General features: G+C 69.6%; 26 protein-coding genes. 13 read left to right on the top strand and 13 right to left on the bottom strand.

Annotation, left to right across the window (positions count from 1 at the left end; all coding sequences use genetic code 11):
* The first annotated feature begins 40 nt into the window (after nt 1-40).
* Both ON31_RS17390 and ON31_RS17385 read left to right on the top strand, forming a co-directional pair.
* A complete protein-coding gene (locus ON31_RS17390) occupies nt 41-817 on the top strand; it encodes an arsenate reductase/protein-tyrosine-phosphatase family protein (protein WP_218007343.1) in 777 nt (258 codons plus the stop codon).
* Entirely contained in the window at nt 798-1,190 is a 393-nt protein-coding gene (locus ON31_RS17385; protein WP_039814916.1) for a VOC family protein, read from the top strand. Before ON31_RS17390 ends, ON31_RS17385 begins: the two co-directional genes overlap by 20 nt.
* 11 nt (nt 1,191-1,201) lie before the next feature.
* Here ON31_RS17385 and ON31_RS17380 read toward each other — a convergent pair whose 3' ends face one another.
* A complete protein-coding gene (locus ON31_RS17380) occupies nt 1,202-1,660 on the bottom strand; it encodes an SRPBCC family protein (RefSeq protein ID WP_039814915.1) in 459 nt (152 codons plus the stop codon).
* Nucleotides 1,657-2,979: a YbfB/YjiJ family MFS transporter gene (locus ON31_RS17375; RefSeq protein ID WP_051037393.1), complete on the bottom strand. Its 1,323-nt coding sequence runs from the start codon at nt 2,977-2,979 to the stop codon at nt 1,657-1,659. The genes ON31_RS17380 and ON31_RS17375 overlap by 4 nt, the downstream gene beginning before the upstream one ends.
* A 70-nt stretch (nt 2,980-3,049) precedes the next feature.
* Here ON31_RS17375 and ON31_RS17370 point away from each other — a divergent pair, with 70 nt between their 5' ends.
* Complete coding sequence (locus ON31_RS17370; RefSeq protein WP_039814913.1) at nt 3,050-3,883, top strand: LysR family transcriptional regulator; 834 nt, start codon at nt 3,050-3,052, stop codon at nt 3,881-3,883.
* A gap of 297 nt (nt 3,884-4,180) precedes the next feature.
* On the opposite strand, the gene pgl is transcribed toward ON31_RS17370, so the two are convergent.
* The 5 genes from pgl to tkt are packed head-to-tail and all read right to left on the bottom strand — an operon-like array spanning nt 4,181 to nt 10,655.
* The gene (gene pgl, locus ON31_RS17365; RefSeq protein ID WP_039814912.1) at nt 4,181-4,915 is read right to left on the bottom strand and encodes a 6-phosphogluconolactonase; all 735 of its coding nucleotides are present in this window, start codon (nt 4,913-4,915) and stop codon (nt 4,181-4,183) included.
* A complete protein-coding gene (gene opcA / locus ON31_RS17360; protein ID WP_174385109.1) occupies nt 4,908-5,816 on the bottom strand; it encodes a glucose-6-phosphate dehydrogenase assembly protein OpcA in 909 nt (302 codons plus the stop codon). The genes pgl and opcA overlap by 8 nt, the downstream gene beginning before the upstream one ends.
* Nucleotides 5,813-7,372: a glucose-6-phosphate dehydrogenase gene (zwf, locus tag ON31_RS17355; RefSeq protein ID WP_039814907.1), complete on the bottom strand. Its 1,560-nt coding sequence runs from the start codon at nt 7,370-7,372 to the stop codon at nt 5,813-5,815. Before zwf ends, opcA begins: the two co-directional genes overlap by 4 nt.
* 2 nt (nt 7,373-7,374) lie before the next feature.
* Nucleotides 7,375-8,505, bottom strand: coding sequence for a transaldolase (tal, locus tag ON31_RS17350; RefSeq protein WP_039814906.1), 1,131 nt, complete (start codon nt 8,503-8,505; stop codon nt 7,375-7,377).
* A gap of 5 nt (nt 8,506-8,510) precedes the next feature.
* A complete protein-coding gene (gene tkt, locus ON31_RS17345) occupies nt 8,511-10,655 on the bottom strand; it encodes a transketolase (protein ID WP_039814904.1) in 2,145 nt (714 codons plus the stop codon).
* A 422-nt stretch (nt 10,656-11,077) separates the two neighbouring features.
* Between tkt and ON31_RS17340 the strand changes: the two genes are divergently transcribed.
* Complete coding sequence (locus ON31_RS17340) at nt 11,078-12,016, top strand: heme o synthase (protein ID WP_085996436.1); 939 nt, start codon at nt 11,078-11,080, stop codon at nt 12,014-12,016.
* Between the two features lie 196 nt (nt 12,017-12,212).
* Complete coding sequence (locus ON31_RS17335) at nt 12,213-12,476, top strand: DUF2798 domain-containing protein (protein ID WP_172544807.1); 264 nt, start codon at nt 12,213-12,215, stop codon at nt 12,474-12,476.
* A gap of 16 nt (nt 12,477-12,492) precedes the next feature.
* Here ON31_RS17335 and ON31_RS37300 read toward each other — a convergent pair whose 3' ends face one another.
* Nucleotides 12,493-14,733 carry an NERD domain-containing protein gene (locus ON31_RS37300; RefSeq protein WP_147287160.1) on the bottom strand — a complete coding sequence of 747 codons (2,241 nt, stop codon included), beginning with the start codon at nt 14,731-14,733 and terminating at the stop codon, nt 12,493-12,495.
* Nucleotides 14,734-15,017: 284 nt separating this feature from the next.
* Complete coding sequence (locus tag ON31_RS17325; protein ID WP_039814899.1) at nt 15,018-16,466, bottom strand: FAD-dependent monooxygenase; 1,449 nt, start codon at nt 16,464-16,466, stop codon at nt 15,018-15,020.
* Nucleotides 16,467-16,552: 86 nt separating this feature from the next.
* Here ON31_RS17325 and ON31_RS17320 point away from each other — a divergent pair, with 86 nt between their 5' ends.
* A complete protein-coding gene (locus tag ON31_RS17320) occupies nt 16,553-17,155 on the top strand; it encodes a TetR/AcrR family transcriptional regulator (RefSeq protein ID WP_039815110.1) in 603 nt (200 codons plus the stop codon).
* 81 nt (nt 17,156-17,236) lie between these two features.
* Here ON31_RS17320 and ON31_RS17315 read toward each other — a convergent pair whose 3' ends face one another.
* On the bottom strand, nt 17,237-18,205 hold the full coding sequence (locus ON31_RS17315) for a quinone oxidoreductase family protein (RefSeq protein WP_039815108.1): 969 nt from the start codon (nt 18,203-18,205) through the stop codon (nt 17,237-17,239).
* Nucleotides 18,206-18,287: 82 nt separating this feature from the next.
* Between ON31_RS17315 and ON31_RS17310 the strand changes: the two genes are divergently transcribed.
* Nucleotides 18,288-18,638, top strand: a complete 351-nt coding sequence (locus ON31_RS17310; RefSeq protein WP_039815106.1) for a hypothetical protein — start codon at nt 18,288-18,290, stop codon at nt 18,636-18,638.
* A 44-nt stretch (nt 18,639-18,682) separates the two neighbouring features.
* Nucleotides 18,683-19,411 carry a GntR family transcriptional regulator gene (locus ON31_RS17305; RefSeq protein ID WP_039814897.1) on the top strand — a complete coding sequence of 243 codons (729 nt, stop codon included), beginning with the start codon at nt 18,683-18,685 and terminating at the stop codon, nt 19,409-19,411.
* 73 nt (nt 19,412-19,484) lie between these two features.
* On the opposite strand, the gene ON31_RS17300 is transcribed toward ON31_RS17305, so the two are convergent.
* Nucleotides 19,485-19,934, bottom strand: coding sequence for a PTS sugar transporter subunit IIA (locus tag ON31_RS17300; protein WP_039814895.1), 450 nt, complete (start codon nt 19,932-19,934; stop codon nt 19,485-19,487).
* Between the two features lie 5 nt (nt 19,935-19,939).
* Nucleotides 19,940-20,170: a PTS sugar transporter subunit IIB gene (locus ON31_RS17295; RefSeq protein ID WP_039814894.1), complete on the bottom strand. Its 231-nt coding sequence runs from the start codon at nt 20,168-20,170 to the stop codon at nt 19,940-19,942.
* Nucleotides 20,171-20,289: 119 nt separating this feature from the next.
* Here ON31_RS17295 and ON31_RS17290 point away from each other — a divergent pair, with 119 nt between their 5' ends.
* From ON31_RS17290 to nagB, 5 genes are read left to right on the top strand one after another with little or no spacing between them, the layout of a single operon-like run.
* Nucleotides 20,290-21,513 (top strand): PTS transporter subunit EIIC, encoded by a 1,224-nt coding sequence (locus ON31_RS17290; protein WP_051037392.1) that lies wholly within the window; start codon nt 20,290-20,292, stop codon nt 21,511-21,513.
* Nucleotides 21,510-21,773 carry an HPr family phosphocarrier protein gene (locus ON31_RS17285; protein WP_039814892.1) on the top strand — a complete coding sequence of 88 codons (264 nt, stop codon included), beginning with the start codon at nt 21,510-21,512 and terminating at the stop codon, nt 21,771-21,773. The genes ON31_RS17290 and ON31_RS17285 overlap by 4 nt, the downstream gene beginning before the upstream one ends.
* The gene (ptsP, locus tag ON31_RS17280; RefSeq protein ID WP_255222144.1) at nt 21,763-23,421 is read left to right on the top strand and encodes a phosphoenolpyruvate--protein phosphotransferase; all 1,659 of its coding nucleotides are present in this window, start codon (nt 21,763-21,765) and stop codon (nt 23,419-23,421) included. The genes ON31_RS17285 and ptsP overlap by 11 nt, the downstream gene beginning before the upstream one ends.
* A 16-nt stretch (nt 23,422-23,437) precedes the next feature.
* Entirely contained in the window at nt 23,438-24,604 is a 1,167-nt protein-coding gene (locus ON31_RS17275) for an N-acetylglucosamine-6-phosphate deacetylase (RefSeq protein WP_039814891.1), read from the top strand.
* On the top strand, nt 24,592-25,374 hold the full coding sequence (gene nagB, locus ON31_RS17270; RefSeq protein ID WP_039814889.1) for a glucosamine-6-phosphate deaminase: 783 nt from the start codon (nt 24,592-24,594) through the stop codon (nt 25,372-25,374). Before ON31_RS17275 ends, nagB begins: the two co-directional genes overlap by 13 nt.
* 4 nt (nt 25,375-25,378) lie before the next feature.
* Here nagB and mraY read toward each other — a convergent pair whose 3' ends face one another.
* Nucleotides 25,379-26,449, bottom strand: a complete 1,071-nt coding sequence (gene mraY, locus ON31_RS17265) for a phospho-N-acetylmuramoyl-pentapeptide-transferase (RefSeq protein ID WP_039814887.1) — start codon at nt 26,447-26,449, stop codon at nt 25,379-25,381.
* Between the last annotated feature and the right edge of the window lie 222 nt (nt 26,450-26,671).

The raw sequence follows: 26,671 nt of genomic DNA, 5'->3' as shown, positions 1-26,671 counted from the left end.
ACCCCTAGTGCATCAAACTGGTTTGATGTATTTTCGAGACATGGTGGTCGATCGGGTCCCACTCCTCATGCGGATGGCCTCGCACCCGTTGCGCTGGGCGCTGCTCACCGAACTGGCGGGCAGTGATCGGCGCGTGCGGGAACTGGTCACCGCGACCGGGGAGCCGCAGAATCTGGTCTCCTACCATTTGCGACTGCTGCGCTCGGCCGGTCTGGTGACGGTGCGGCGCAGTAGTTTCGACGGCCGCGACAGCTACTACCACCTCGATCTGGCCCGCTGCGGCACGGCCTTCGCCGCGGCATCGGCGGCGCTGCATCCCGCCCTGGCTCCCACCGTCGACGCCGCCGGGGAGCCGTCCGGCGCGGTGCTGTTCCTGTGCACCGGAAACAGCGCCCGCTCACCGATGGCGGAGGCGCTGTTGCGTCGGCGGGGTGGCGGTGCCCTCGAGGTGGCCAGTGCGGGCAGTCATCCCAAGTCCGCACTGCATCCGAACACCGTGCGCGTCATGCGGGAGCGGTACGGCATCGACCTCAGCGGCCACGGCACCGTGGGGCTGTCGGCCGTCGCCGACCGCCACTTCGACTACGTGATCACGTTATGCGACAAGGTCCGTGAGGTACCCCGTGACCACGGGGCGGCCGTCAGCATGCACTGGAGCATGCCGGACCCGGCGGCCGCCGGGTCCACTCCGCAGGCCGAATACGCCGAGTTCTGCCGTGTCGCGGCTGAACTCGACACCCGTATCCGATTCCTGTCGACCGCTATGGAACCCACATTCACTCCCAGGAGTGTCGATTATGTCGAACACCGCAACTGACCAGATCAGCGTCCGCTATATGGTCGACGATGTCGCCGCCGCGCTCGCCTTCTACACCGACAACTTCGGCTTCAGCGTCGATCTCGACGCCGCCCCGGTTTTCGCCGGAATCAGCCGTGGCCCACTGCGACTGCTGCTCTCCGGGCCGAAGAGTTCCGCCGGCCGCCCCATGCCGGACGGCGAGGTCCCGCACCCGGGTGGATGGAACCGCGTCCAGCTCATCGTCGACGATATCGCCGCCGAGGTCGAGCGACTGCGTGCCGCCGGGGTGCCGTTCCGCAACGACATCGTGAAAGGCCCCGGCGGACAACAGATCCTGCTGCTCGATCCGGCGGGTAATGTCGTCGAACTCTTCCAACCGGCGGCAGGCTGACCCGCGCGGAGCTACTCGCTTTCGGCGAGGGCGGCCAGACGGTCGATGGAGGCCAGTAGCTTGTCCGGGGTCGTCGCACGGGCTCGGGGGAGGCGCTTCTCGTCGGTCAGGTTCGACCAGTCGTAGGTGTGGGTGACCCGAGTCCGGTTGTCGCCCAGGGGATCCAGTTCCCAGCGCCACAGGTGGCCGGGGGAGTCCTTACCGGGTTCCGAGGGCAGCCAGGCGATGCGGCGGCCCTCCTCGAACTCGACGATGTGGTTCTCGCGGACATGGCCGTTGGTGAGCGTCATCGTGAACACCGCACCCGCCGCGCGCACGCGCTGCCCGTCCGGTGCGCGATCGAGATTCTCGTTGCCGTCCCAGCGCGGCTGCTGTGCCGGATCGGCGATGAGGTCGAAGATCCGCTCCGCGTTCGCGGCGACCTCCCGGCTGGCGCTCACGACCCGTGCGACATCAATGCTGTCCGTCATGTCTCGATCGAAGCATATGACCGGTGCACAACCAATGCCGCCGCCGCGGCGGCGAGCAGGACCGCGGTGGCGATACCGAAGGCCGCGGTGTACCCGCTCCCGAGCACCGGTGCGACGACCAGCGGGCCGAGCATCTGCCCGAAACCGTAGCCCGCGGTCAGGGTGGCGGCCGCCGGGCCGTCGACCAGATCGTCACCGATCTCCATGGCCAACATGACGATGCCCATGAACGTCGCGCCGAACAGGACGGCCGAGACCAGCGCGGCGGCGGTGCCGGACGATACGGCGGGCAGGGCGGCCGAGATCGCCTGCAGTATCAGGGCGAGGACGAGCATGCGGGAGGCCGACCACCGGCGCGCGCCCGCACCCCACAGCACCGTCGATGGAACCGCCGCCGATCCCACCAGAATCCACATCAGCGTGCTCTCGGCCTGTCGGCCCGGCCCAGCGACGGCCGCGACGAGGAAGGTGCCGATCACGATATAGCCGAGTCCCTCCAGGAGGTACGACACACGCAGCGCCAGCCAGGCACGCCCCGGGCGGGGCGGGCCGTCCGCTCGGGGTGCCGTGATCTCGCCGTGCCCCACCTGAGACGCGATGATCTCGCCCTGGCCCACCCGGCATACGGCCTCCTCGGCGGCGACACGGGGCCGGATTCGTGCGGCCATCGGGCGGCCCACCACGCGGTGCCCGGCCGGATCGCCATCCGGTGGCGGGGCGCTCGCACCGGTCCGTGCCCCCGTGCCGGGCCGGGTGCCCGGTCGGATGTCGAGGCGTCGCGTAGGCGCGAGCAGCGCGGCGGTGACCGCGGCCGACACCAGCCACAGCGCCTGCCAGGACAGCACGTGCTGGGTGAGGAGCACCAGCAGCCCGGCCGCGGCGATGCCGGCCCCGACACCGGAGAAGACGATCCCGGCCGCACGCCTGCGGTTCTCGTGTCGGGCCGCGATGGCGGCGCAGCCGATGAACAGTGCCGCACTGGCGATCCCGGCCACGAACCGCAGCACCGCCGCAACGGCCGGTGCGGCCGGGATCGCCATGAGCAGGTCACTGACGATCAGGGCCATGGCGGCGAGCCGAAAGATCGAGCGCCCGTTCCATTCCGGACGCCGAGCCAGCGCCACCGCGCCGAGTAGATAGCCCGCGTAGTTCGCGGCGGCCACCAGCGCGCCGCTGTGCGCGTCTAGCCGACCGGCATCGACCATGATCGGCAGCAGCGGCGTGTAGACGAACCGCCCGACCCCGACGGCGGCCGCCAAGCCCGCGGCCGCGGCGACCGCCGTGCCCAGTCCCAGTCGTCGAGTCGCCACGATCGTCACACCCGCCGACGCTACGGACCGTGAACGCACCTGGGAAATGCTTCCTACGCGGTATGTATACGCTGGACGCATGGATCTGGAGCTTCGCCACCTGCGCGCCTACCTCGCCCTGTGCGACGAGGCCAATTACACGCGGGCGGCCCGGCGACTGCACGTCACCCAGCCCTCACTCACCCGCACCATCCAGCAGTTGGAGCGCATACTCGACACCCGCCTCATCGAGCGCACCTCGCGCCGCTTCGACCTGACCGAGGACGGCGCGACCTTCCTCGCGCACACCCGCCGCATCCTCGCCGACCTGGACACCGTGTGCGCCGACCTGCAACTGCGTGCGGCGGTGGCCCTCGGCTTCTCCTGGCTGCTGCCCGACACCTGGTTCGCGGCCGCACGCACCCGCTTCGAGGCGGTCGGCGGGCATATCGAGATCCACCGCGTGGACGACCCGCTCGCGGCGCTGACCGCACGCACCATCGATATCGCGCTGTACCGCAAACAGATTCGCCTCCCCCGAGGATTCGCTTCGAAGCAGATCGCCACCGAGCGGCGTGTGCTGGCCGTCGCGGCCACCTCGCCACTGGCTCAGGGCGATGCGCCGAGCTGGCGTGATCTCGCCGATCTCCCGTTGGTGGTCAACACCATCTCCGGCACCACCGACGAGAACTCCTGGCCCGCACCCAACGCGGAGCGTCAGATCATCACCTGCGCCAATTTCGACGAGTGGATCGAACTGGTGGCGGCCGGCCGGGGCATCGGCGCGGTCCCCGAACTGGCCCGCACGCGCGCACCCCACCCGGGCGTGGTCTACCGCGATGTGCCGGACGCCCCGCCATCGCACCTGTATCTGGTCTGGCGCACCGGCCCGGCCCCGTCGCGCTCGGTACAGCGGTTCCTCGAAACCGCCTGAGCGACTCCGGCGTTCGATCGTCAGCTCGGCTGTCGCGCGGCCGATCGCGTGAGCGCCGCGTCCGCGTTGGGCGTGAGCGGCCCTCGCCCGATGCGGCGACCCGCCTGGTGCGGCGGCATGGCAGGCGCGACGGTAGGGCATGTGCGGCGAGACCCCTGGCGACATTCACGGCCCCGATCGACATCGCCAATGGCATCGCCGTCCGCCGACCGCCCCCGAGTGGAATGCCAACGCCCGCCGAGTGGTCCGGGCAAGCGTGGGCGGCAATCCGCACCGCCCTACATCAGCCGGACGCGATCAGCGCGGCAGATCGGCGGCGGCGGCCTCGTCGAGCAGCCAGGTGGTGGACTCCGCGCCGACCGCACCGGCCGACGGAATCTCCAGGGGCGAAGCGCCATTGAGAGCCGCGGCCACCGCGGCGGCCTTGGCCGCGCCGGAGACCACCAGCAGCACGTGGCGGGCGCGATGCACCGCAGGCAGCGTCAACGTCACCCGCACCGGCGGGGGTTTCGGCGAATCCGTCACCGCCACCACGAGTTCGTGCTCCTCGCGCACGGCATCGGTATGGGGGAACAGCGAATTGACGTGTCCCTCACCGCCCATGCCGAGCAGGTGCAGGTCGAAAGAGTCATGCTCGGTGAGATGGGCGTGCACGGCGGCCGAGTACTCGGCGGCGGCCTCGACCGGATCCGGGTACTCGCCATCGGAGGTGGCCACCGGATGTACGCGGGAGGGGTCCACCGGCACATGATCCAGCAGCGCCCGCCGGGCTTGCAGGTCATTGCGTTCCGGATCGTCGGCGGGCAGGAATCGTTCGTCACCCCAGTAGATGTCGATACGCGACCAGTCGATCTCCCCGGGTGCCCGGCGCACCACCTCGAGCAGGCCGATGCCGGTGCCGCCGCCGGTCAGCACCACCGATGCCGACCCGCGCAGCCGCTGGGCCTCGACCACCTGGGCGACGAACCGCGCGGCGGCGGCCTCGACCAGATCCTCGGTGCCGGTGAAGGTTTCGACGGCGGGCTTACTCATAGGTCACCCTTTCGATGCCGGTGAGGGCTTCGGCGTAGATGTCGTCGGCTTCCAGGTGCCGCAGCTCCTCCGCCAGACAGTCCCGGGTCTCCCGGCGCGCCAGTGCGAAGCGCTGCGACGGCTCCCCGGTGCGGGCCAGGGTCGCGGTGCGACCCTCCTGCGGGCGCGAGATCGCGATCGATACCGTGGGCCTGCGGATCTCGACCTTCAGGTCACCGGACCGGCGCACCACCGGGCAGGACAGCCGCGCGGCCAACCAGCCCGCCAGCATGTCCAGGGCCGGTTCGTCCCGCAGACCCGACACGGTCACGGACTCCACGGGTTCGAACGGGGCCTCGTCGAGCGCGGCGGCCAGCAGCGCCCGCCAGTAGGTGACCCGGCTCCACGCCAGATCGGTATCGCCGGGTGCGTAGGCGTTGCGCCGCTTCTTGATCGTGGCCTGCGGATCCGGTGCGAAGGTGGCGTCGGTGATGCGACGGGTCGCCAGGCGGCCCACCGCGTCCTTGGACGGGAACTCCGGTGCGCCGCGCGGCCACCACGCCACCACCGGGGTGTCCGGCAGCAGGAACGGGGTGACCACGCTGGCCTCGTGGGAGACCAGATCGCCCTGCAGCCGCAGTACTATCACCTCGGCCGCGCCCGCGTCACCGCCGACCCGGATCTGCGCGTCCAGCCGGGTCGCCGCGGTGCGATCCCCGCGCGCCAGCACGATGACGCGGCAGGGGTGTTCGCGGCTGGCGTCGTTGGCCGCCTCGATGGCGTCCTCGGCCTCGGAGCTGTCCAGGGTGCACACCACCAGGGTGAGCACCCGGCCCACGGTGATCACGCCATTGGCCTCGCGCAGCGAGATGAGGCGTTTGGATACCTCGCGGGTATCCGTATCCGGCATATCGATGATCACGGCCGCCGCCATTCCCGCCCGCTGCGTGCGAGCATCTCGTCGGCCGATTCCGGACCCCAGGTGCCCGCCTCGTACGGTTCGGGCCGCCCGTCGGCCGCCCAGCGTTCGAGAACGGGATCGAGGATGCGCCAGGACAATTCGACCTCCTCGTTGACCGGGAACAGCGAGGGCACCCCGAGCAGCACATCGAGGATGAGCCGCTCGTACGCCTCGGGGGAGTCCTCGGTGAACGCCTCGCCGTAGGAGAAGTCCATGTTCACGTCGCGGACCTCCATGCTGGAGCCGGGCACCTTGGACCCGAACCGCATGGTGATGCCCTCATCCGGCTGCACCCGGATGACCAGCGCGTTCTGGCCGAGCTCCTCGGTCATGGTCTGGTCGAAGGGCAGATGCGGAGCCCGTTTGAACACCACCGCGATCTCGGTCACCCTGCGGCCCAGGCGTTTTCCGGTGCGCAGATAGAACGGCACACCGGCCCAGCGGCGGGTCTCCACGGCGAGGGTGATGGCGGCGTAGGTCTCGGTCTTGGAGTTGGGGTCGAAGCCCTCCTCCTGCAGCAGTCCGGCCACGGGCTCACTGCCCTGCCAGCCCGCCGTGTACTGCCCGCGCGCGGTCGTCTCGTCCAGGGGTTCGACGAGTTTGGTCGCCGAGAGCACCTTGATCTTCTCGATCTGCAGCTGCTTGGGCTGGAAGCTCACCGGTTCCTCCATGGCGGTGAGCGCCAGCAGTTGCAGCAGATGGTTCTGGATGACGTCGCGGGCGGCCCCGATACCGTCGTAATACCCGGCGCGACCGCCCAATCCGATGTCCTCGGCCATGGTGATCTGCACATGGTCGACGTAGTTGGCATTCCAGATCGGATCGAACAGCTGGTTCGCGAAGCGCAGCGCCAGGATGTTCTGCACCGTCTCCTTGCCCAGGTAGTGGTCGATGCGGAACACCGTCTGCTCCGGGAACACCCGGTTCACCAGGGCGTTGAGCTCCTGCGCGCTGTCCAGGTCGTGTCCGAACGGCTTCTCGATCACCACCCGTCGCCAGGGTGCGGGATCGCCCGCCCCCGGAGCCGGTTGGGCCAGCCCGTTCTTCGACAGCTGATCCAGTACGACCGGGAACTCGGTTGGTGGAATCGCCAGGTAGAAGGCGTGATTGCCGCCCGTCCCGCGATCCCGGTCGAGATCCTTGAGGGTGGTGGCCAGCCGATGGAAGGCGCCGTCGTCCTCGAAAGTGCCCTGGACGAACCGCAATCCCTCGCGCAGCTGTTGCCACACCTCCTCGCGGAAGGTGGTGCGAGCGGAGGATTTGATCGATTCGTGGACGAGATCGGCGAATTCGTCGTCGCTCATATCCCGTCGGGCGAAGCCGACCAGAGCGAAACCGGGAGGCAGCAGCCCCCGGTTCGCCAGGTCGTAGATGGCCGGCAGCAACTTGCGCCGCGACAGGTCACCGGTCACCCCGAAGATCACCATGCTGCACGGTCCAGCGATCCGGGGAACCCGGCTGTCCCGCTCGTCGCGGAGCGGATTCCCCGTCGTGACCGTCGTCGGCGCGCCGGTCACGTTCAGTTGCCTCCGGCCGCCGTGAGCTGTTCGGTTGTCGCCGTGAGCAGTTCGTTCCACGAGGTGACGAACTTGTCCACGCCCTCGGTCTCCAGCACCCGGAACACATCGTCGAGGTCGATGCCGACGGCCGCGAGTTCGTCGAAGACCTGCGCGGCGTCGGCGGCGGTGCCGGAGACGGTGTCGCCTCGGATCTCCGCGTGGTCGGCCACGGCCTCGAGGGTCTTCTCCGGCAGCGTGTTCACCGTGTTCGGGGCCACCAGTTCGGTGACGTACATGGTGTCGGAGTACTCCGGGTTCTTCACCCCGGTCGACGCCCACAGCGCGCGCTGCTTGTTCGCGCCCGCCGAGGCCAGGTGGTTGTAGGTGGAGGTGTGCTTGCCGCCGTCGAACACGTCCTGGTAGGCGGCATACGCCAAGCGCGCGTTGGCGATTCCGGCCTTGCCGCGCAGGGCGAGGGCCTCCGGGGTGCCGATGGCCTCGAGCCGCTTGTCGATCTCGGTGTCCACGCGGGAGACGAAGAACGAGGCGACGGACTGGATCTTGGCCAGATCTCGGCCCTGCACCTTCGCGTTGCGCAGACCGTCGAGGTAGGCGCCCATGACCGACTTGTACCGCGCCACCGAGAAGATGAGGGTGACGTTCACACTGATGCCCTCGCCGATCACGCGCGTGATGGCGGGCAGTCCCGCTTCGGTGGCCGGAATCTTGATGAACAGATTGGGCCGGTCCACGATCTTCCACAGCTCCACGGCCTGCGCCACGGTGCCGTCGGTGTCGAAGGCCAGCCGCGGATCGACCTCGATGGAGACGCGGCCGTCCAGTCCGCCGGTGTGCTCGTACACCTCGGCCAGCACGTCGCAGGCGGCGCGCACGTCGTCGGTGGTGATGACGCGCACGGCCTGATCGGCGTCCGCGCGCTGGGCGGCGAGCTCGCGCACCTGGGCGTCGTAGGCGTGGCCCTTGCTGAGCGCGCCCTGGAAGATGGTCGGATTGGTGGTGACACCGACGACATTGCGGGTCGCGATCAGTTCGGCGAGATTGCCGGATTGGATGCGGTCGCGCGACAGATCGTCGAGCCACACCGAGACACCCGCGGCGTACAGCGCCGCGGTGTTCGGGTTCTGGGTCATGGTGGCTATCCCTTCACCTTGTCGAGGGAGCGGGTTGCGGCTGCGACAACGGCCTCGGAGGTGATGCCGAACTCGCGGAACAGTGTTTTGTAGTCGGCCGACGCGCCGAAGTGCTCGATGGAGACGATCTCCCCGGCCTCGCCGACGAAGCGGTACCACGGCATCGCGATCCCGGCCTCCACGACCACCCGTGCGCGCACCGAGGGCGGCAGCACGGAGTCGCGGTACGCCTGATCCTGCGCGTCGAACCATTCCACGCACGGCATGGACACCACGCGGGTACCGATGCCCTGCGCCTCCAGCGTAGTGCGCGCCTCGACCGCGAGGTGCAGCTCCGAGCCGGTGGCGATGAGGATCACCTGCGGTGTGCCGGTGGAGGATTCGGCCAGGATGTAGCCGCCCTTGGCGACACCCTCGTAGGAGGTGCCCTCCAGGACCGGCAGGTTCTGGCGGGTCAGCGCCAGCGCGGACGGGCCGTCCTGGTGTGCGGGCTCGGACACCAGGAAGTGCGAGTCGCGCTCGGCGGAATCGCGCTCCAAGATGGTGCGCCAGGCGTAGGTGGTCTCGTTGGCGTCACCCGGGCGCACCACGTTCAGGCCCGGAATGGCGCGCAGCGCGGCCAGGTGCTCGATCGGCTGGTGGGTGGGGCCGTCCTCGCCGAGGCCGATGGAGTCGTGGGTCCACACGTAGGTGACCGGGGTGCGCATGAGCGCGCCCAGACGCACGGCGGGCCGCATGTAGTCGGAGAACACCAGGAAGGTGCCGCCGTACGGACGGGTCGGTCCGTGCAGGGCGATGCCGTTCAGGATCGAGCCCATGGCGTGCTCACGCACACCGAAGTGCAGGGTGCGGCCGTACGGATCGGCCTTCCACATCCCGGTGGAGATGGACTCCGGGCCGAAGGACGGCACGTCCGGCATGGTCGTGTTGTTGGATTCGGCGAGGTCGGCCGAACCGCCCCACAGCTCCGGCAGCACCGGCGCGAGCGCCGCGAGGACCTTGCCGGACGCCTTGCGGGTGGCCATACCGCTCGCATCGGGCGCGTGCACCGGCAGCACGTCGGTCCAGCCCGCGGGCAGGCGACGCTCCTGGAGCCGGTCGAACAGCGCCTTGTTCTCCGGATTGGCGGCGGCCCAGGCGTCGAACCGCTCCTGCCAGGCGGCCTTGGCCGTCTTGGCGCGGTCGGCGGCATTGCCGCGGGTGTGCGCGATCACGGCCGCGTCGACGTCGAAGGTCTTGTCCGGATCGAAGCCGAGCACCTTCTTGGTGGCCGCGACCTCGTCCGCGCCCAGCGCCGCGCCGTGCGAGGCCCCGGTGTTCATCTTGTTCGGGGCCGGGTAGCCGATGATGGTGCGCAGCAGGACGATCGACGGCTTGTCGGTCACGCTCTGGGCGTGCGCCACGGCCGCCTCCAGGGCGACCACGTCTTCGCCGCCCTCGACCACCTGCACGTCCCAGCCGTAGGCGCGGTAGCGCGCGGCGACGTCCTCGGTGAAGGCGATGCGGGTGTCGTCCTCGATGGAGATGCGGTTGTCGTCGTAGAAGACGATGAGGTTGCCCAGCTGCTGGGTGCCGGCGAGCGAGGACGCCTCGGAGGTGACGCCCTCCTCCATGTCGCCGTCGGAGGCCACCACGTAGATGTAGTGGTCGAAGGCGCTCTCACCCTGCGCGGCGGACGGATCGAACAGGCCGCGCTCGCGCCGGGCCGCCATGGCCATGCCCACCGCGGAGGCCAGGCCCTGGCCGAGCGGGCCGGTGGTGATCTCGACGCCGTCGGTGTGCCGGTACTCCGGGTGGCCCGGGGTGAGCGAACCCCACTTGCGCAGGTTGACCAGATCGTCCAGCTCCAGGCCGAAACCGGCCAGGTACAGCTGGATGTAGAGGGTCAGGCTGGAATGCCCGCAGGACAGGACGAAACGGTCGCGCCCCACCCACTTCGGATCGCTCGGATCGTGCCGCATCACACGCTGGAACAGCGTGTACGCCAGCGGGGCGAGGCTCATCGCGGTGCCGGGATGGCCGTTGCCCGCGTTCTGCACCGCGTCGGCGGCGAGGACCCGGGCGGTGTCGACGGCCCTGGTGTCGACGTCGGTCCAGTCGGCGGGGTGGCGGGGCTGGGTGAGGGCGCGGATGTCGTCTGTGACTGACACGACCGAGGTTCTCCTGACCTTTTCGTCAACGATGCGGTTGTGGGTTCGCTGCGGGGCGCTGCGGTGCGAAGCTCCGCACCGACACCCACCACCCTAAGGGTGACCGTTTCGGCGCCGTACAAGAACCCGCGTTCACCGGCCGCCGTGTCGTATGTTCGTTGCTTCGCGCGGACCCGTTCGTGACCGCTCGGGACCCGAGTCGCGATGCGGTCTCGGGCAACCCACGCCCATACCTGGGCGAGAGTGCTGTCGCCCACGGTCTACCATGCTGTGTAGTAGTGGCCGCGCCGCACTGGGCTCCAGTCGTCGTCGATGTTCGAGCGCGCTGCTAGTTCCACGACCGGATCAACATGCACGTTGTGCGAGGAGAAACAGTGCGGATTGGGCAACAACCGGGTGGGGCGCACGGCTCCTCCGGCACGGTGCTGGCCGACCGCGTGACGGGCAGTGGCCCGCTGTCGGCGGCGGCGCGGCGTGTACTCGCCTATATCGCGCTGACCAAGCCGCGCGTGATCGAGCTGCTGCTCGTCGCCACCATTCCCACCATGCTGCTGGCCGACCGCGGTCACGTCGACATCCGCCTCATTCTGGCCACGCTGTTCGGCGGCTGGATGGGTGCGGCGAGTGCGAACACCCTCAACTGTGTCGCCGACGCCGATATCGACAAGGTGATGAAGCGGACCTCCAAGCGGCCGCTGGCGCGCGAGGCGGTACCGACCCGCAATGCCGCGATCTTCGGCATCACGCTGGGGTTGGCGTCCTTCGCGTGGCTGTGGTGGCAGGCGAATCTGCTCAGCGGTGCGCTGGTGGTGGCGACGATCCTGTTCTACGTCTTCGTCTACACCCTCGGTCTCAAGCGTCGGACCTCGCAGAATGTGGTGTGGGGCGGTGCGGCCGGCTGTATGCCCGCGCTGGTCGGCTGGTCCGCGGTCACGGGTTCGGTGGGGTGGCCGGCCATCGTGCTGTTCTTGGTGATCTTCTTCTGGACGCCGCCGCACACCTGGGCGCTGGCCATGCGCTACAAGGAGGACTACCGGGCGGCCGGGGTGCCCATGCTGCCGGTGGTGGCCACCGAGCAGGCGGTCACCAAGCAGATCGTCATCTACACCTGGCTCACGGTGCTGGCCACCTTCGCGCTGGTGCCCGCCGCCGGTGTGATCTACGCCGCGACCGCGCTGGTGGCGGGCGCGTGGTTCCTGCTCATGGCACATCAGCTGTATTCCGGTGTGCGGCGCGGGGAATCGGTCAAACCGCTGCGACTGTTCCTGCAGTCCAACAACTATCTGGCCGTGGTGTTCTGCGGCCTGGCGGTGGACTCGGTACTGGGGTGGACCACCCTCGGCGAGACCCTGTTCGGCTGAGCCGGATTCCGAACGTCCCGAGCCCGTCGCGCGAGCGGCGGGCTCGTCTCGTTCCCGATCGGAATTGCCCCGCCCCCGCGCCCTGTTCTACTATCACGACGCGATCTTCATCGCCGTAAGCGTTAACGCCAATCAACGCACCCGCTCCGTCCCATGCGGAGCGATCGCTATTGGTATTCCTACGCTTTCGGAGGACATGATGAATTCTTCGGCATCGCACACCACGTCCCGCAAACTCCCCGCACGCTACGCGTCGGTCGTCTTGCCGCTCCTGCTGTCGATCCTGATGACACTGGTGGTGTCGTTCATCAGCACCGTGAACGGCCGCGGCTTCGACGCCGGTTTCCTCGGCATCTGGCTGCGCGCCTGGGGAGTGTCCTGGCTCATCGCCTTCCCGACCCTACTGCTGGTGCTGCCCCTGGTCCGCCGTGTCACGGCCGCGGTGGTGCAGATGGGCTGACAGCGCGGTTGCGCTGTCAGCACCCGGGCTGGAACGGGAAGCAGGCCGGGCCGACGGTGGTCGCCGGGATGGTCGGATCGGTGCTGGTCGGGGTGGTGGTGCGGACCGTGGTCGTCCGTTCGGGGGTGCGGTCCTCGCCGGTGCTGCTGCCGATGCTGCCCGTGCACATGACGGCCACGGACAGGATCAGGAAGACCAGGACCAGGGCCGCTACCGTGGGGAGGTCTCGCCGGCGGCGGCGTGATGCCGTGGGCTGCGCGTTCTCCCACAGCGGGAAGCCCTGGCCCGAGGGCGGGGGACCGGAGGGGGCGCGACCGGGCTCCCCGGAACGCGCGCCCGGCGCGCCCACGGGCATCGGGCTGCCCGGCGGCGGTTGCCCGCCCGAGCTCGACGTCTGTCCCGCTCGGCCCCGGCCCGCGGCGGCTGCGCCCGCCGCACCGGTCAGCAGCGCCCCAGCCGCACCCATCGGTGCGGTACCGGATCGGCCCGACCCTGACGCGCCACCACCGGCGTGGCCGGAACCCGCAGCGGTGCCGCCGGGCTGGCCGGAGCCAGAGGCTGTACCGGGTTGGCCGGAACCTGCAGCGGTGCTGCCGGGGTGGCCGGAGCCGGATGCAGTACCGGGTTGGCCGGAACTTGCAGCGGTGCCGGGGTGGCCGGAGCCCGAGGCGGTACCACCGGCGTGGCCGGGGTCCGAGGTGGTGCCGCCGGGGTGGTCGAAGCCTTGGGTGGCACTGCCCGGTTGATCGAAACCTGGTGCAGCGCCGCCGGGTTGGTGGTATCCGCTGGGATCGTGGCCTGTGGTTCCTGTCGGGCCGCGATCCAGGTCTCCGGTGGCCGGGCGGCCCTGCCCGGATCGGCCGGGATCGCCCGCCGCCGATCGTCCACCCATGGACTCGGCACCGTGGGCGGCTGTCTCGGACCGAGGGTAGTCGGAGGATTCGGTGGAAGATCCCATACCGCCCTCGGGCCCGTATGGGTCACTTCCGGTGCGGCCGGGTGGCTGGGAAGTTCCCGACCGGCCGTATGTTTCGGCTCCCGCGTCCGGGCTCGACGCGCCCGCGGTGGAATCGCCTGCGGCGGTGCCCGAATCCCGTGATCCCGCACCGGCCGTGTCCGTGTCGTTTCCCCGGTCGCGCGAGCCGCGCAGCGCGGCGGCGGCCGCTCCGGCGGCGGCTGCTGCCGCGGCGGCACCGCTCGCGATCTTCCCCTTCTTGCCGGAGCCGGATTCGCGCTGTGCGCCGCCGCGTCCTTCCGGAGCCATGCCGGTTGCGCTGGACGCGCCGTGCGGCCCCGGGCGACCTCCCGGCATGCCCACGGTTCCGGATTCCTGCCACGAGCCCTGCTGCCCGCCCGATGCGGTGCCGGGGATGGGGTGTTGTCCGCCCGGCGCGGTGCCGGGGACAGGTTGCTGTCCGCCCGGCGCGGTGCCGGGGACAGGTTGCTGTCCGCCCGGCGCGGTGCCGGGGGCGGGGTGTTGTCCGCCCGGCGCGGTGCCGGGGATGGGGTTGCGCACCGGTACGGCCGCCGGGCCGGGTACGACTCCGGTCACGGTGCCTTCACCGTGTGGTGGCTCCGGGGGTTCGGGCGCGGCGACGGGCACGGATGGTACGGAGCGGGCGGGTACCGAGGTGGGTGGTGGCGGGGTGCGGTTGGCGGCCGGGGGATCGAAGCCCTCGAGGACCAGGTCCGAGTGGGTGGCCGCGGCGGCGAAACCGAGCGCGCCCAGGGCCTGCCCGACCTGGGCGGCATCCCAGGCCGGGTCCGCGCCGTCGGCCAGGCCGGTGAAGTAGGCGCGCAGCGAGGACGGGCCGTCGCCGAGCAGCACGTCGATACCGGGCGGCATGGCGCCCTTGGTCAGCTTCAGCCGGCTGCCCAGCTGCGGCACCAGCAGCACCAGCCCGCTGACCGGCACATGTTCGCGTCCGGGGGCGGCGCGCAGCTGCCGGGCGAGTTCGGTGGTCTGCCGTCGCACCCGTTCCAGGGGATTGCCGTCACCGTCGACCGGGGCGGGGTCGTCGTCCACCGTCCACGGTTCGTCCTCGGCGCAGTGCAGGGTGCCGTTCACGCGTTCGGTGAACCCGTGCACCGCGATCACCACGCAGGTCTGCGGCGTCCACACCACCACGTCGGCGTCCTGGCACTGCACCACCGCGATCCCGGGTACGGCATGCGGCCCGCTCCACGATTTGAGCCAATTGACGACGGTCCGTTCGGTGCTCGAAAGGCGCGACGGATCGTCGTTCCGGACCTTCACCAACAATGCAGACTCACCTCTGACCGATGCCTCATCCCGTGTCGGCCGCACCCACGGTCGCCGAGACCCACCATACGGGCTCGTCCGAATGGTCGCGGCGAATCGTCTTGTGCGGCAGCAAGATCATCCAGCATGTCGCCGGCCTTGTCGCGCGCGGGAGGTGATCACGGGCGAACCGCCCGGGATGTCCGGCTCGGGAGGTGACGGCGGCAGGGGTGGCCGAGGCGGCATTTCAGACGAACCGGTCGGTCGAGGACGTGGTTGCCGAGGCGTGCGCGCAGCGTTCAACCCACGCGATCGGCGACATACCCGTCGGGACGGACGAGCACCCGGGTCCCGTCCACGGCATCGTAAGCGCGGAACGCATCCCCGTCGGGGTCGCCGAGCGCGTCGCCGACCCCGTGCTCGCGCACGATGGGCACGACCCGCACCCCCGCCTCGGCGGCCGGAGCCCGGTCCGCCCCGAACAGCAGCAGCGTCGAGTGCGGACCCCGGAAGAGTTCGAACAGCCGAACCCGTCGCCGCGCCGCGTCCACCAGCGGAGCGTCGGGCGCGCGATCGCCCGCCCGCAGTGCGCGATCGGTCGAGTTGTGCGCCATCAGGTCTCGATAGGAGATATCGAGCTGATGAGTTTCCTCGCCCCGGTTCATGGCGTCCGCGGCCCCGTCCATGGTCTTGTCGAGCAGTTCGGTGCTCACCCCCAACACCCGCGCCGCCACCGCGCGCCGCTCGGCCTGGTAGCTGTCCAGCAGCGCCTCCGCCTCGGCGCCCGGACCGCGCAGCGCCGCCGCGAGCTTCCAGCCCAGGTTGTAGGCATCCTGGACGCCGGTGTTCAACCCTTGCCCACCGGTCGGCGGGTGCACGTGGGCGGCATCGCCCGCGAGGAACACCCGTCCCTCCCGGAACCGCTGGGCGAGACGGATATTCGGCCGCCACACCGTCGACCAGGCGAGGTCGCTCAGCACCACCTCGGGCCGGTGGGCGAGCCGGTCGACGTAGCCCTGCAAGACCTCCAGGCTCGGTGCGGCGTCACCGTGCAGCCGCGTCCCGAACTGGAAGTGCCGCCCACCGGGCAAGGGGGACAGCACGATTCCGTCCATGGGCGCGTCCGCCTCGGCGAACCAGTAGCCGAAGTCGTGGTCGAGGGCATCGGCGCGCACGTCGCCGAGCAGCATGCGCACCGATTCGTCGGTGCTGCCCTCGAAGGGGATGCCGAGTCGCTTGCGTACCGTGCTGCGTCCGCCGTCCGCGCCGATCAGATAGTCCACCCGCACGGTTTCGGTCCCGGCCGGAGCCGACAGCGTGGCGGTCACGCCGTCTCCGTCCTGGGTGAAATCGACGAGCGCCGTGGACAGTTCGACCACCACCCCGAGCCGCGCCAGCCGGTCCCGCAGGATGCCTTCGGTATCGGACTGTCCGAGCACCCACGGATTCGGGTAGGGCACAGCGGAACTCGGCTCCCGCCACTCGCTCATCCGCCGCTCGGCCACCAGCTCCCCGCCGAAATAGGCGCGCACGAGCGGTTGCGGCATCCCGGCGGCGAGGACGGCGTCCAGGACGCCGAGGTCGTCGAACACCTCGAGGGTGCGCGGCTGGATGCCGTCGCCACGGGAACCGGCGAAGAACCGCTCGGCCTGCTCGACCACCCGCACGGCGATGCCGCGCCGGGCCAGGTCGATGGCGAGGGTGAGGCCGGTCGGACCGGCTCCGGCGATCAATACCTGTGCTGACATGCTGACTCCGTATAATGAACTCAGTTTCACTGAATGTGAATTCAGTATCGATCCTGGTACGTTCCGCTGTCAAGGAGGTGGTGCGAATGGGTGGCAAACGCCAGGAGAAGGCGGCCGAGACCGAACAGGCGCTCAAGGCCGCCGCCCGCAAACTCTTCGCCGAGCGCGGCTATCTCAACACCAAGATCACCGACATCACCGCGGTGGCCGGACGCGCGGCGGGCTCGTTCTACAACCACTTCGCCAGCAAGGAGGAGCTGCTCCAATCCCTGCTGAAAGACCTTGCCGACGAGGGTGATTCACGCGCCGAGGGCCCGGACCACAATCCGGACTTCACCGACCCGGAGGCGGTGCGCTACCACATTCGGGGCTACTGGACCGCCGCGCGCGAGCATTGGCCGGTATTCCGGGCCGTGAGTCAGGCGGCCCTGGTGAACGAGGACTTCGCCCGCATGATGGGCCGCTTCTCCGCCGAACAGCGCGAGGACGTGCTCGATCACCTCGACGGTTTTCCCGCCGCGGGCCTGCGCCTGCCCAGCACCCCCGACGCCAGTCTCACCATGATGTTCCTGGTGGCCTCCGGCCTGCTCCAAGCCGTCGAGGACGGTACCGTCGACCTCACCGACGAACAGGCGGTGGAGGGCATCACCCGTTTCGTCTACCGGGGACTCACCGGCCGGGACTACTGAGCGGCCGGGACTGTTCGAGCACGCGCGACTGTCGGGCTCTGTCGCGACACCGGCGGTGCCGCGCCGCCGGTCGGGCCCGCGTCAGCGCGGCAGCAGCACGATCGAACCGGTTGTCTTGCGCCCCTCCAGATCCCGGTGGGCTCGCTCGGCCTCGGCCAGCGGGTAGGTCGCGCCGACGCGGATGCGCAGCGTGCCGTCGGCGATCGCGTTCATGACATCGCGGGCGCGCCAGAGCAGTTCGGCCCGGTCGCGGGTGTAGTGAGCCAGCGTCGGCCGGGTGACGAACAGGGAACCGAGAGCGTTGAGGCGTTGCAGGTCGAACGGTGGCACCGGCCCGCTGGCCGCGCCGAACAGCGCGAGCATGCCGCGCACGCGCAGCGAGGCCAGACTGGCCTCGAACGTGCTCGCGCCCACGCCGTCGTACACCGCGGCCACGCCCACGCCGCCGGTGAGTTCCCGCACCCGCGAGGCCAGTTCGTCGTCGTAGCGCAGCACCTCGGCGGCCCCGGCCTCGCGCGAGAGCTTCTCCTTCTCATCGGAGGAGACCGTGGTGAGGACCCGCACCCCGCGCTTGGCCAGCAGTTGGGTGATGATCAGCCCGACGCCGCCCGCCCCGGCGTGCACGAGCACCGCCTCGCCCGGTTCGGGCTTGTAGATCGACTCGACCAGGTAGTGCGCCGTCATACCCTGCAGCAGCGCCGAGGCCGCGACCGGTGCGTCGATGCCCTCGGGCACCGGAATCGCCACCGCCTCGTCCACCGCGACCCGCTCTGCGTAGCTGCCGGGTGCGGCCGCCCACGCCACCCGGTCACCGGCCTGGAACTCGGTGACCTCGGCCCCCACCGCCGCCACCACGCCGGTGCCCTCCGCGCCCGGAACGTACGGCACGTTCTGCGGATACCGCCCGGTGCGAATGTAGGTGTCGATGAAGTTGATCCCGATGGCCTCGGTGTCGACCAGCAGCTGTTTCGGCCCGATGACCGGGTCCGGCACCTCCGTGTACCGCAGGACCTCGGGACCCCCGTGCTCGGAAACCTGGATGGCGCGCATGGTTACCAGTTGTACACCCGCGCGGCCGTGCAGTGGGCAGTGGCACATCAACTCGGTCTTACCGATGGGTAAACTGCTCGGCATGAGCGCTACCGCCGCCCCGGCTTCCGTCAAACTGTCGCCGTCCGTCGTCGATTCGGTGAAGGGATTCGTCGCCGACAACGGCGGCTCCGCCACGGCGGTGTTGCAGCCGCTCGGGCGCATCGGCGTCCGTGTCACGCTGGTCGGTGACGAGGGTGTGCTCGGTGACCGCGTGGTGCCCGATATGGCCGCCGCCAAGGCGCTCGTCGAGGCCGTGAACGGACTGTCGGAGGCGCAGGAGTGGGAGCGTGAGCTCGTCGCCAAGGTGACCCCGGCCAAGGGGCACTGGGCGCGCATGGCGGGCTGGGTCGCCAAGCAGAAGCGATTCCCCAAGGCCCGCAACGAGAAGTAAGAGGAGCGCATGAGCCCGGCGGACCAGGCGCACCCGGGGACCACGTGGCCGGGCGCGTAACCAAACAGGCCCAGCTGCGGTCCGCGTTGACCACCCTGTGCGCGACGCTGCGCCCGGGGGAGATGCTGCCCAGTGAGCGGCAGCTGTGCGACGACTATCGCGTGAGCCGGATGACGGTGCGAGAGGTGTTGAGTCAGCTCGAATCCGAGGGCGTCATCACCCGCATCCCCGGCAAGGGCACCTTCGTCGCCGAACGGGTGGCGCGCTCGCGGCTGCACATGGCCTCGTTCAGCGACGATATGCGCCGCCTCGGCCGCACCCCGAGCACGGTGGTGCTGCACAGCGATTACGCGGTGCCGCCGCCCGCCTCCGTCACGGCACTGGGTCTGACCGCGACCGCGAAGGCGTTCCATCTGGTGCGGTTGCGGCTGGCCGACGGGCTGCCCATGTCCATCGACGACGGTTGGTACCGCGCCGATCTGCTGCCCGGCCTGCTGGAACGCGATCTCACCCAGTCGCTGTACGCGCTGCTGGCCAAGGAATACGACTGCCCGATCGACCGCGCCGAGCAGAGCGTGCGCGCGGTGGCCGCCGATGAGCGGCACGCGGGCTGGCTCGGCACCGAACTCGGTTCTCCGCTACTGGCTTTCGACCGCATGTCCTACTCGCGGGATCGCTGTGTGGAGCATGCGCAGTCTTGGTATCGCGCCGATCGGTACCAGGTCTATATGACGGTGTCGGCGGAGGACAACGGAAATCAGACTTCGGGCTGAGACGCCCGGAAAGCGGTTCGCGGGCACTCGATTCGAGTGCCCGCGAGCGAATTGCCCTGTGGACGGTTGGTTCTCAGATGGAGAACAGCACCGCGCCCGCCGCGATCGGACCGCTGGCCGGTTCGAGCGCGGAGCCCGGGGCGGTATCCATCACCACCACGGGGACGGCGGCGCTCAGGTCCAGGCGGCGAATGGCATTGGGGGAGAAGGTGATCAGGGCATCACCCTGGTTCACCGCCGCGCCCTCCTCGACATGCACCTGGAACAGGTCGGCCTTGCCGACGGTGTCGATGCCGACGTGCAGCAGCACGCCCGCGCCCGAGTCGGAGACGATGACCGCGGCATGCGGGTGCAGTTTCACCAGGGTGCCGGCGATGGGGGCGACCACGGTGGTCGGCTCATCGGTGTCGAGGGGTTCCACCGCCACGCCGGCTCCCACCATCTCGGCGGAGAATACCGGGTCGGGGACCTCGGACAGCGGCATGGCGGTGCCCGCGAGGGGCGAGAGGATCTGGGTGCTCATGTGATTCAGAGCAGATCGTTGATGTCTTCGGCCAGTGCGTCGGCGGTCGGTCCCACCACGACCTGAACCGCGGCGCCCGCCTTGACGACACCGTGCGCGCCGGCGGCCTTGAGCGCCTTCTCGTCGACCTTGGTGGCGTCCTTGATCTCGACGCGCAACCGCGTGATGCAGCCTTCGACCTCGACGATGTTGTCGGTGCCGCCTAGCCCGGCGACGATCTGATCGGCCTTGGACATTCTTCCTCCGTGCGTGTCGGGGTGGACAAAACTGGTTATAACCAGTATATCTCTGGTTATAACCAGTCACCGTCACCATACACGCGTGTGACTCGATTCACGGACTGAAGGACCCCGCTATGGCCGACGTCGCCGCAAGCGAGCGTAAGAAGCTGGATCTATCCGGCCTGCAGAAACTGGGTCGGAGCTTGATGCTGCCGATCGCCACCCTTCCCGCGGCGGGTCTGCTGCTGCGGCTCGGCCAAGACGATATGCTCGGCCGCTTCTCACCACTGGAATCGGTGGCCGCCGTCCTCGCGGGGGCGGGCGGCGCGCTGCTCGACAATCTCCCGCTGCTGTTCGCGGTCGGTATCGCCATCGGCTGGGCCAAGAAGGCCGACGGCTCGACCGCGCTCGCGGGCGTTGTCGGCTATCTGGCCTTCCAGGGTGTGGAGAAGGCCATGTCTCCGGTCGTGCTGGAGGGTAAGACCACTGCCGACGGGGATCAGGCACTGGTGAACTTCGGTGTCCTCGGCGGCATCGTCATGGGCATCACCGCCGCCGTGCTGTGGCAGCGCTACCACCGCACCCAACTGCCCGACTACCTGGGCTTCTTCTCCGGCCGCCGACTGGTGCCGATCCTCACCGCCTGTGCCGCCGTGCTCATCGGCGTGGCCATGTCCTTCATCTACCCGGCGTTCAACGCGGGCCTGACCTGGCTCGGCGAGGCGGTCGCGGACAACGACGTCGCCGGTGGCGGCATCTTCGGCTTCGCCAACCGGCTGCTGATCCCGCTGGGCCTGCACCACATCCTGAACTCGGTGGTGTGGTTCGTGATCGGCGACTACGACGGCGCACACGGCGACATCCCGCGCTTCCTGGCCGGTGACCCGACCGCGGGCACCTTCATGACCGGCTTCTTCCCGATCATGATGTTCGGTCTGCCCGCCGCCGCGCTGGCCATCTGGCGCAATGCCAAGCCCGAGAACCGCAAGCTGGTCGGCGGCATCATGCTCTCGACCGGTCTGACCGCCTTCGTCACCGGGATCACCGAACCGCTGGAGTTCGCCTTCATCTTCGTGGCGTGGCCGCTGCTGCTCATCCACGCGCTGTTCACCGGTTCGGCGCTGGCACTGACCAATGCGCTCGGTATCCACGACGGCTTCACCTTCTCGGCGGGAGCCATCGACTACCTGCTCAACTTCGGCAAGGCGACTCATCCGCTGCTGTTGATTCCGATCGGTCTCGGCTACGCGGTGCTGTACTACGTCACCTTCAGCTTCATCATCCGGCGCTGGAACCTGCCGACCCCCGGACGTGAACCCGACGAGGCAGACATCGAGAAGGAGAACACCGCCCAATGATCAACCGCACCGCCGTCGTTGCGTCGAAGTCCGGCTTACACGCCCGTCCGGCCGCTCTTTTCGTCAAGGCCGCCGCGGAATCCGCGGTGCCGGTGATGATCTCGGTGGACGGCAAGGCCCCGGTGGCCGCGGCCTCCATGCTCCAGGTCATGACCCTGGGCGTGAAACAGGGTGACACCGTCGTCCTGAGCGCCGAGGATGGAGCCGAGACGAGTCTGGACGCGCTCGTCGAGCTGCTGGAGACCGATCTTGACGCGTGAGATTCGCGGTGTCGCGGCCGCACCGGGGGTGGCCGTCGGGCCGGTGCTGTGGTTGGCGTCCGCGCCGACCACCAGCGCCACCGATGCCCCCGGCGCGGACGTCGATGCCGAAATCGCGCGGGTGGAGGCCGCTTTCGACACCGTCGCCGCGCGCTACGCCGCCCAGGCGGAGACCGCTCGGGGTACGGCGGCCGACATCTTGACCATGACGGCGGCGCTGGCCGCCGATCCGGCGCTGCTGGATCAGGTGCGTGCCGGGATCCGAGCGGGCGGCCCCACCGCGCATGCGGTGACCGAGGCGGTCGACCACTTCGCCGAGCAGCTGACCGCGCTCGGCGGCATGATGGCCGAGCGCGCCGCCGACCTGCGCGATGTGGGGCAACGCGTCGTCGCCGAACTGCTCGGCGTCGACCCGCCCGGCATCCCGGACAGCGCGGTGCCGTTCATTCTCGCGGCGCGCGACCTCGCGCCCGCCGATACCGCGACACTCGATCCGAACACGGTGGTCGGGCTGCTCACGGTGGCCGGTGGACCGACTTCGCACACCGCGATTCTGGCCAAGGCGCTGGGTATTCCGGCCGTGGTCGCCTGTCCGGGCGCGGTCGAGATCGCCGAGGGCACCGAGGTGGTGGTCGACGGGACGGCGGGCACGGTGGAGATCGCGCCCGCACCGGGGCGGCGCACGGAGGTGCTGGCGGCTCGGGCGCGACAGCAGGACGCGCCGACCGGACCGGGGCGAACGGCCGACGGGTACGCGGTACCGCTGTTGGCGAATGTGGGCAGCGCGGCCGACGCCCGGCTCGCGGTGGAACTCGGCGCCGAGGGTGTCGGACTCTTCCGCACCGAATTCCTGTTCCTGGGACGGCATTCCGCACCGACCATCGACGAGCAGACGGCCCGGTACCGGGAGATCTTCGAGATCCTGGGGGAGCGTCCGGTCACCGTGCGCACCCTGGACGCCGGATCGGACAAGCCGCTGCCGTTTCTGAAGCTGTCCGAGGAGGAGAATCCGGCTCTCGGCGTGCGCGGTATCCGGTTGGCCAGTGTCGATGAGGGGACATTGGACGACCAGCTCACCGCCATCGAGGCCGCCCGCGCCGCCACCGGGACCCCCGTGAAGGTGATGGCCCCCATGGTGGCCACCGTGGAGGAGGCGCGGGCCTTCGCCGCTCGCGCCCGGGAACTGGGCGTGACCAGCCGCGGCATCATGGTGGAGGTTCCGGCCGCGGCGCTGCGCGCCGATCGGCTCGGCGCGGAGGTGGACTTCTTCTCCATCGGCACCAACGACCTGTCGCAGTATCTGTTCGGGGCCGATCGCATGTCCTCGGCCCTGGCGGAGCTGCACAATCCGTGGCAACCCGCGCTGGCGGAGACGATCGCGGCCGTGGTGGCGGGCGCACGACGGCACGAGGTGGCGGTCGGCGTCTGCGGCGAGGCCGCGTCCCATCCCGAATTCGCCTGCGTGCTGGTGGGTCTGGGGGTGGAGACGCTGTCGATGGCGCCTCGGTCGCTGGCCGGGGTGCGGGCCGCGCTGGCGGCGGTCACCCGCGAGCAATGCGAGCAGGCGGCCTCGGCGGTGCTGGCCGCCGCCACCGCCGAGGAGGCCGCGCGGGCTGCGCGGTCGGTGTTGCGGGGAGGGGACCGATGAGCCGGGGGCGGGCGGGTTGAGGACGACACTGCGCGGGCGGGTCGTCACCCTCACGGAGGCGGGCGAACTCGCCGACGGCGTGGTGTCGTTCGACGGTCCGCTCCTCGACTTCGTCGGCCCGGCGGCCGAATTCGACGGTGAGCTGCCCACACTCGCGGGTGAGCCGCCGATCGTGCTGCCGGGGCTCATCGATGTGCACTGCCACGGCGGCGGCGGATTCGGTTTCCCGGAAACGGATTTCGACGGCATCGTGAGCGCCGTCGGCTTCCACCGCGGCCGCGGCACGACGACGCTGGTCGCCTCCCTGGTCTCGGCGACCCAGGACGAACTGCTGGAGCGGATCGACCTGCTCGGCAAGGCCGTCGATGCCGGACTGCTCGCGGGCATTCACCTGGAGGGGCCGTTCATCAGCGAACATCGCTGTGGCGCACACGATCCGGCGCGCATCGTGCCCGGTGACCCGGCCATGCTGCGGCGGCTGCTGCGGCACGGCGACGGGCGCATCGTCTCGGTCACCGTCGCCCCCGAGACCGCGCGTTTCGACGAACTCGCGGATCTGCTGAACGAGGCGGGCGTGCTGCTGTCGCTCGGGCACACCGTGGCCGACTACGAGCGCTCGGTGCGGGCCATGCGCCGCGGTGAACGGGTGTCCATCACTCATCTGTTCAACGCCATGCCCGCACTGGCGCACCGCGACGCCAATTTCCTGACGGCGGCGATGGCGGCGGCCGGGCGCGGTGACGTGGTGGCCGAACTCATCGCCGACGGTGTGCATCTGGCCGACGGGACCGTGCGCATGGTGTTCGACACCCTCGGCGCGGACAATCTCGCGCTCATCACCGACGCCATGGCGGCGGCCGGAATGCCGGACGGTCGCTACCACCTCGGCATCCTGGACGTGATCGTGGCGGACGGGGTGTCGCGGCTCTACGACCCGCACGGGCCGGGCACCATCGCGGGCGGCACCGCCTGCGCCTCGGATGTGCTGCGGCGCACCGTCTTCCACGCCGGGGTGGATCTCACCAGCGCCGCCACCGCGGCCTGCGCCACCCCGGCCCGCCTGCTCGGCATCGACGATCGCGTCGGCGCGCTGCGCGCGGGCATGCGCGCCGATGTGCTCGTCACCGATAGCCAACTGACCCCTGTGACCGTGTACAAGGACGGACTGCCATGGAACTCGTGATCACCGACAACGCGACCGAAGCCGGTGTGCTCGCCGGCCGCATCATGGCCGACCATGTGCGGCGCGGTGCGCGCGCCATCGGTCTGGCCACCGGCTCCTCGCCGCTGGGCGCCTATCAGGAGCTCATTCGCCAGCATCGGGAGGAGGGCCTGAGTTTCGCCGGGGTGCAGGCGTTCCTGCTCGACGAGTACATCGGGCTGCCCGCCGGGCACCCGCAGTCCTACGCCCAGTTCATTCGGGACGAGTTCACCGCGCAGGTGGACTTCGCGGACGCCGACGTGCACAGCCCCGACGGCCGCGCCGACGACATTCCGGCCGCCGCGGCCGATTACGAGCGCATGATCGCGGTGAGCGGACCGGTCTCGGTGCAGATTCTCGGTATCGGCGCGAACGGGCACCTGGGCTTCAACGAGCCCGGCTCGTCGCTGCGCTCACGTACCCGCGTGAAGACGCTGACGCCGAAGACCCGCGAGGACAACGCCCGGTTCTTCGAGGGTGACCTGTCGCAGGTGCCCACCCATGTGCTCACCCAGGGGCTCGGAACCATCAGTGACGCCGACCATCTCGTCATGATCGCGACCGGCGAGGGTAAGGCCGATGCCGTGGCCGCCGCCGTGGAGGGTCCGGTGTCGGCCTTCTGCCCGGCCTCCATCCTCCAGATGCACCCGCACGTCACGGTCATCGTCGACCCGGCCGCGGCCGTCAACCTGAAGGCCGTGGACTACTACCGGTTCGCCGTGGAGAACAAGCCGTCGTGGCAGCGCTTCTGACCGTTCACGCCGTCAGGTATTCGGCGTAGAAGAGCATCAGTCCGATGGCGGCGGATATGCCGCCCAGCAGCCAGAATCGGATGATGACGGTGGTCTCGGCCCATCCGGCGAGTTCGAAGTGGTGGTGGAACGGAGCCATCTTGAACAGGCGCTGGCGGGTCGTCTTGAACACGACGATCTGTAGCAGCACCGACAGGATCTCCACGAAGAACAGCGCGCCGACGACGACCATGAGCAGTTCGGTGCGGGTGGTGACGGCGAGTCCGGCGAGCAGGCCGCCCAGTGTCATGGAGCCGGTATCGCCCATGAATATCTTGGCGGGGGCGGCATTCCACCACAGGAACCCGATACAGGCGGCGGCTCCGGCGGCGCACACCAGCGCCAGGTCCAGCGGGTCGCGCACGTGGTAGCAGCCAGCGCTGGGGCGCGGTGTGCACGCGTTCGAGTACTGCCAGAACGTGATCAGCATGTACGCGCCCAGCGCCCAGCTCATCGCGCCCGCCGCCAACCCGTCCAGGCCGTCGGTGAAGTTCACGGCATTGGACCAGGCCACCACGAGAAAACAGACCCAGACCAGAAAGAAGACGGTGCCCAGGGTGATGATCGACGTGTCGCGCACATAGGACAGCGCCCGGCTGCCCGGCGTCAACCCGGTGCTGTTCGGAAATCGCAGTACCAGCACCCCGAAGATGATCGCGGCGGTGAGCTGCCCGATGTACTTCCCGGTCGCCGTCAAGCCCAGGTTCCGCCGCTGCCGCAACTTGATGTAGTCGTCGAGGAAGCCCACCACGCCGAGGGCGGTGGCCAATCCGAGCACCAGCAGCGCCGAGGCCGAAACACCTTCGGCCCCATAACCGATGCCGATCAGATGGGATCCCAGATATCCCGTCCACATCGCGACCAGAATGGCGATTCCGCCCATGGTCGGCGTGCCCCGCTTCTGCTGATGACTGGCCGGACCCTCGATCCGGATCTCCTGCCCCCAGCGCCGCCGCGAGAACACCTTGATCAACACCGGTGTCAGCGAGATCGACACCATCAGCGCGATCAACGCCGCCACGAGAATCTGCCGCACAACGCCCCCACTTCACCGAATTCGTCCGGCCCGACTTGCTGTTCCGGCGCGACACACCAAGCTCAGATGCTAGCCGCCGACACCCGGTTCCGCTGCCTTCGGACCCGACCCCGAACCGCTCACCGCCACGGCAAGACCGCAGTTCTTCGGGCAACCGTCGTCGCGGAAACGACCACGAAGGTCACGGCGGTCTGGGTAGGGTGCGTTTCGCAATTTCGTTCG

This window comes from Nocardia otitidiscaviarum NBRC 14405, from assembly GCF_000308635.1.
GTDB classification, from domain to species: domain Bacteria; phylum Actinomycetota; class Actinomycetes; order Mycobacteriales; family Mycobacteriaceae; genus Nocardia; species Nocardia otitidiscaviarum.
The sequence above is the reverse complement of the archived record's forward strand: the minus strand, read 5'-3'. Positions and strand labels throughout refer to the sequence as shown.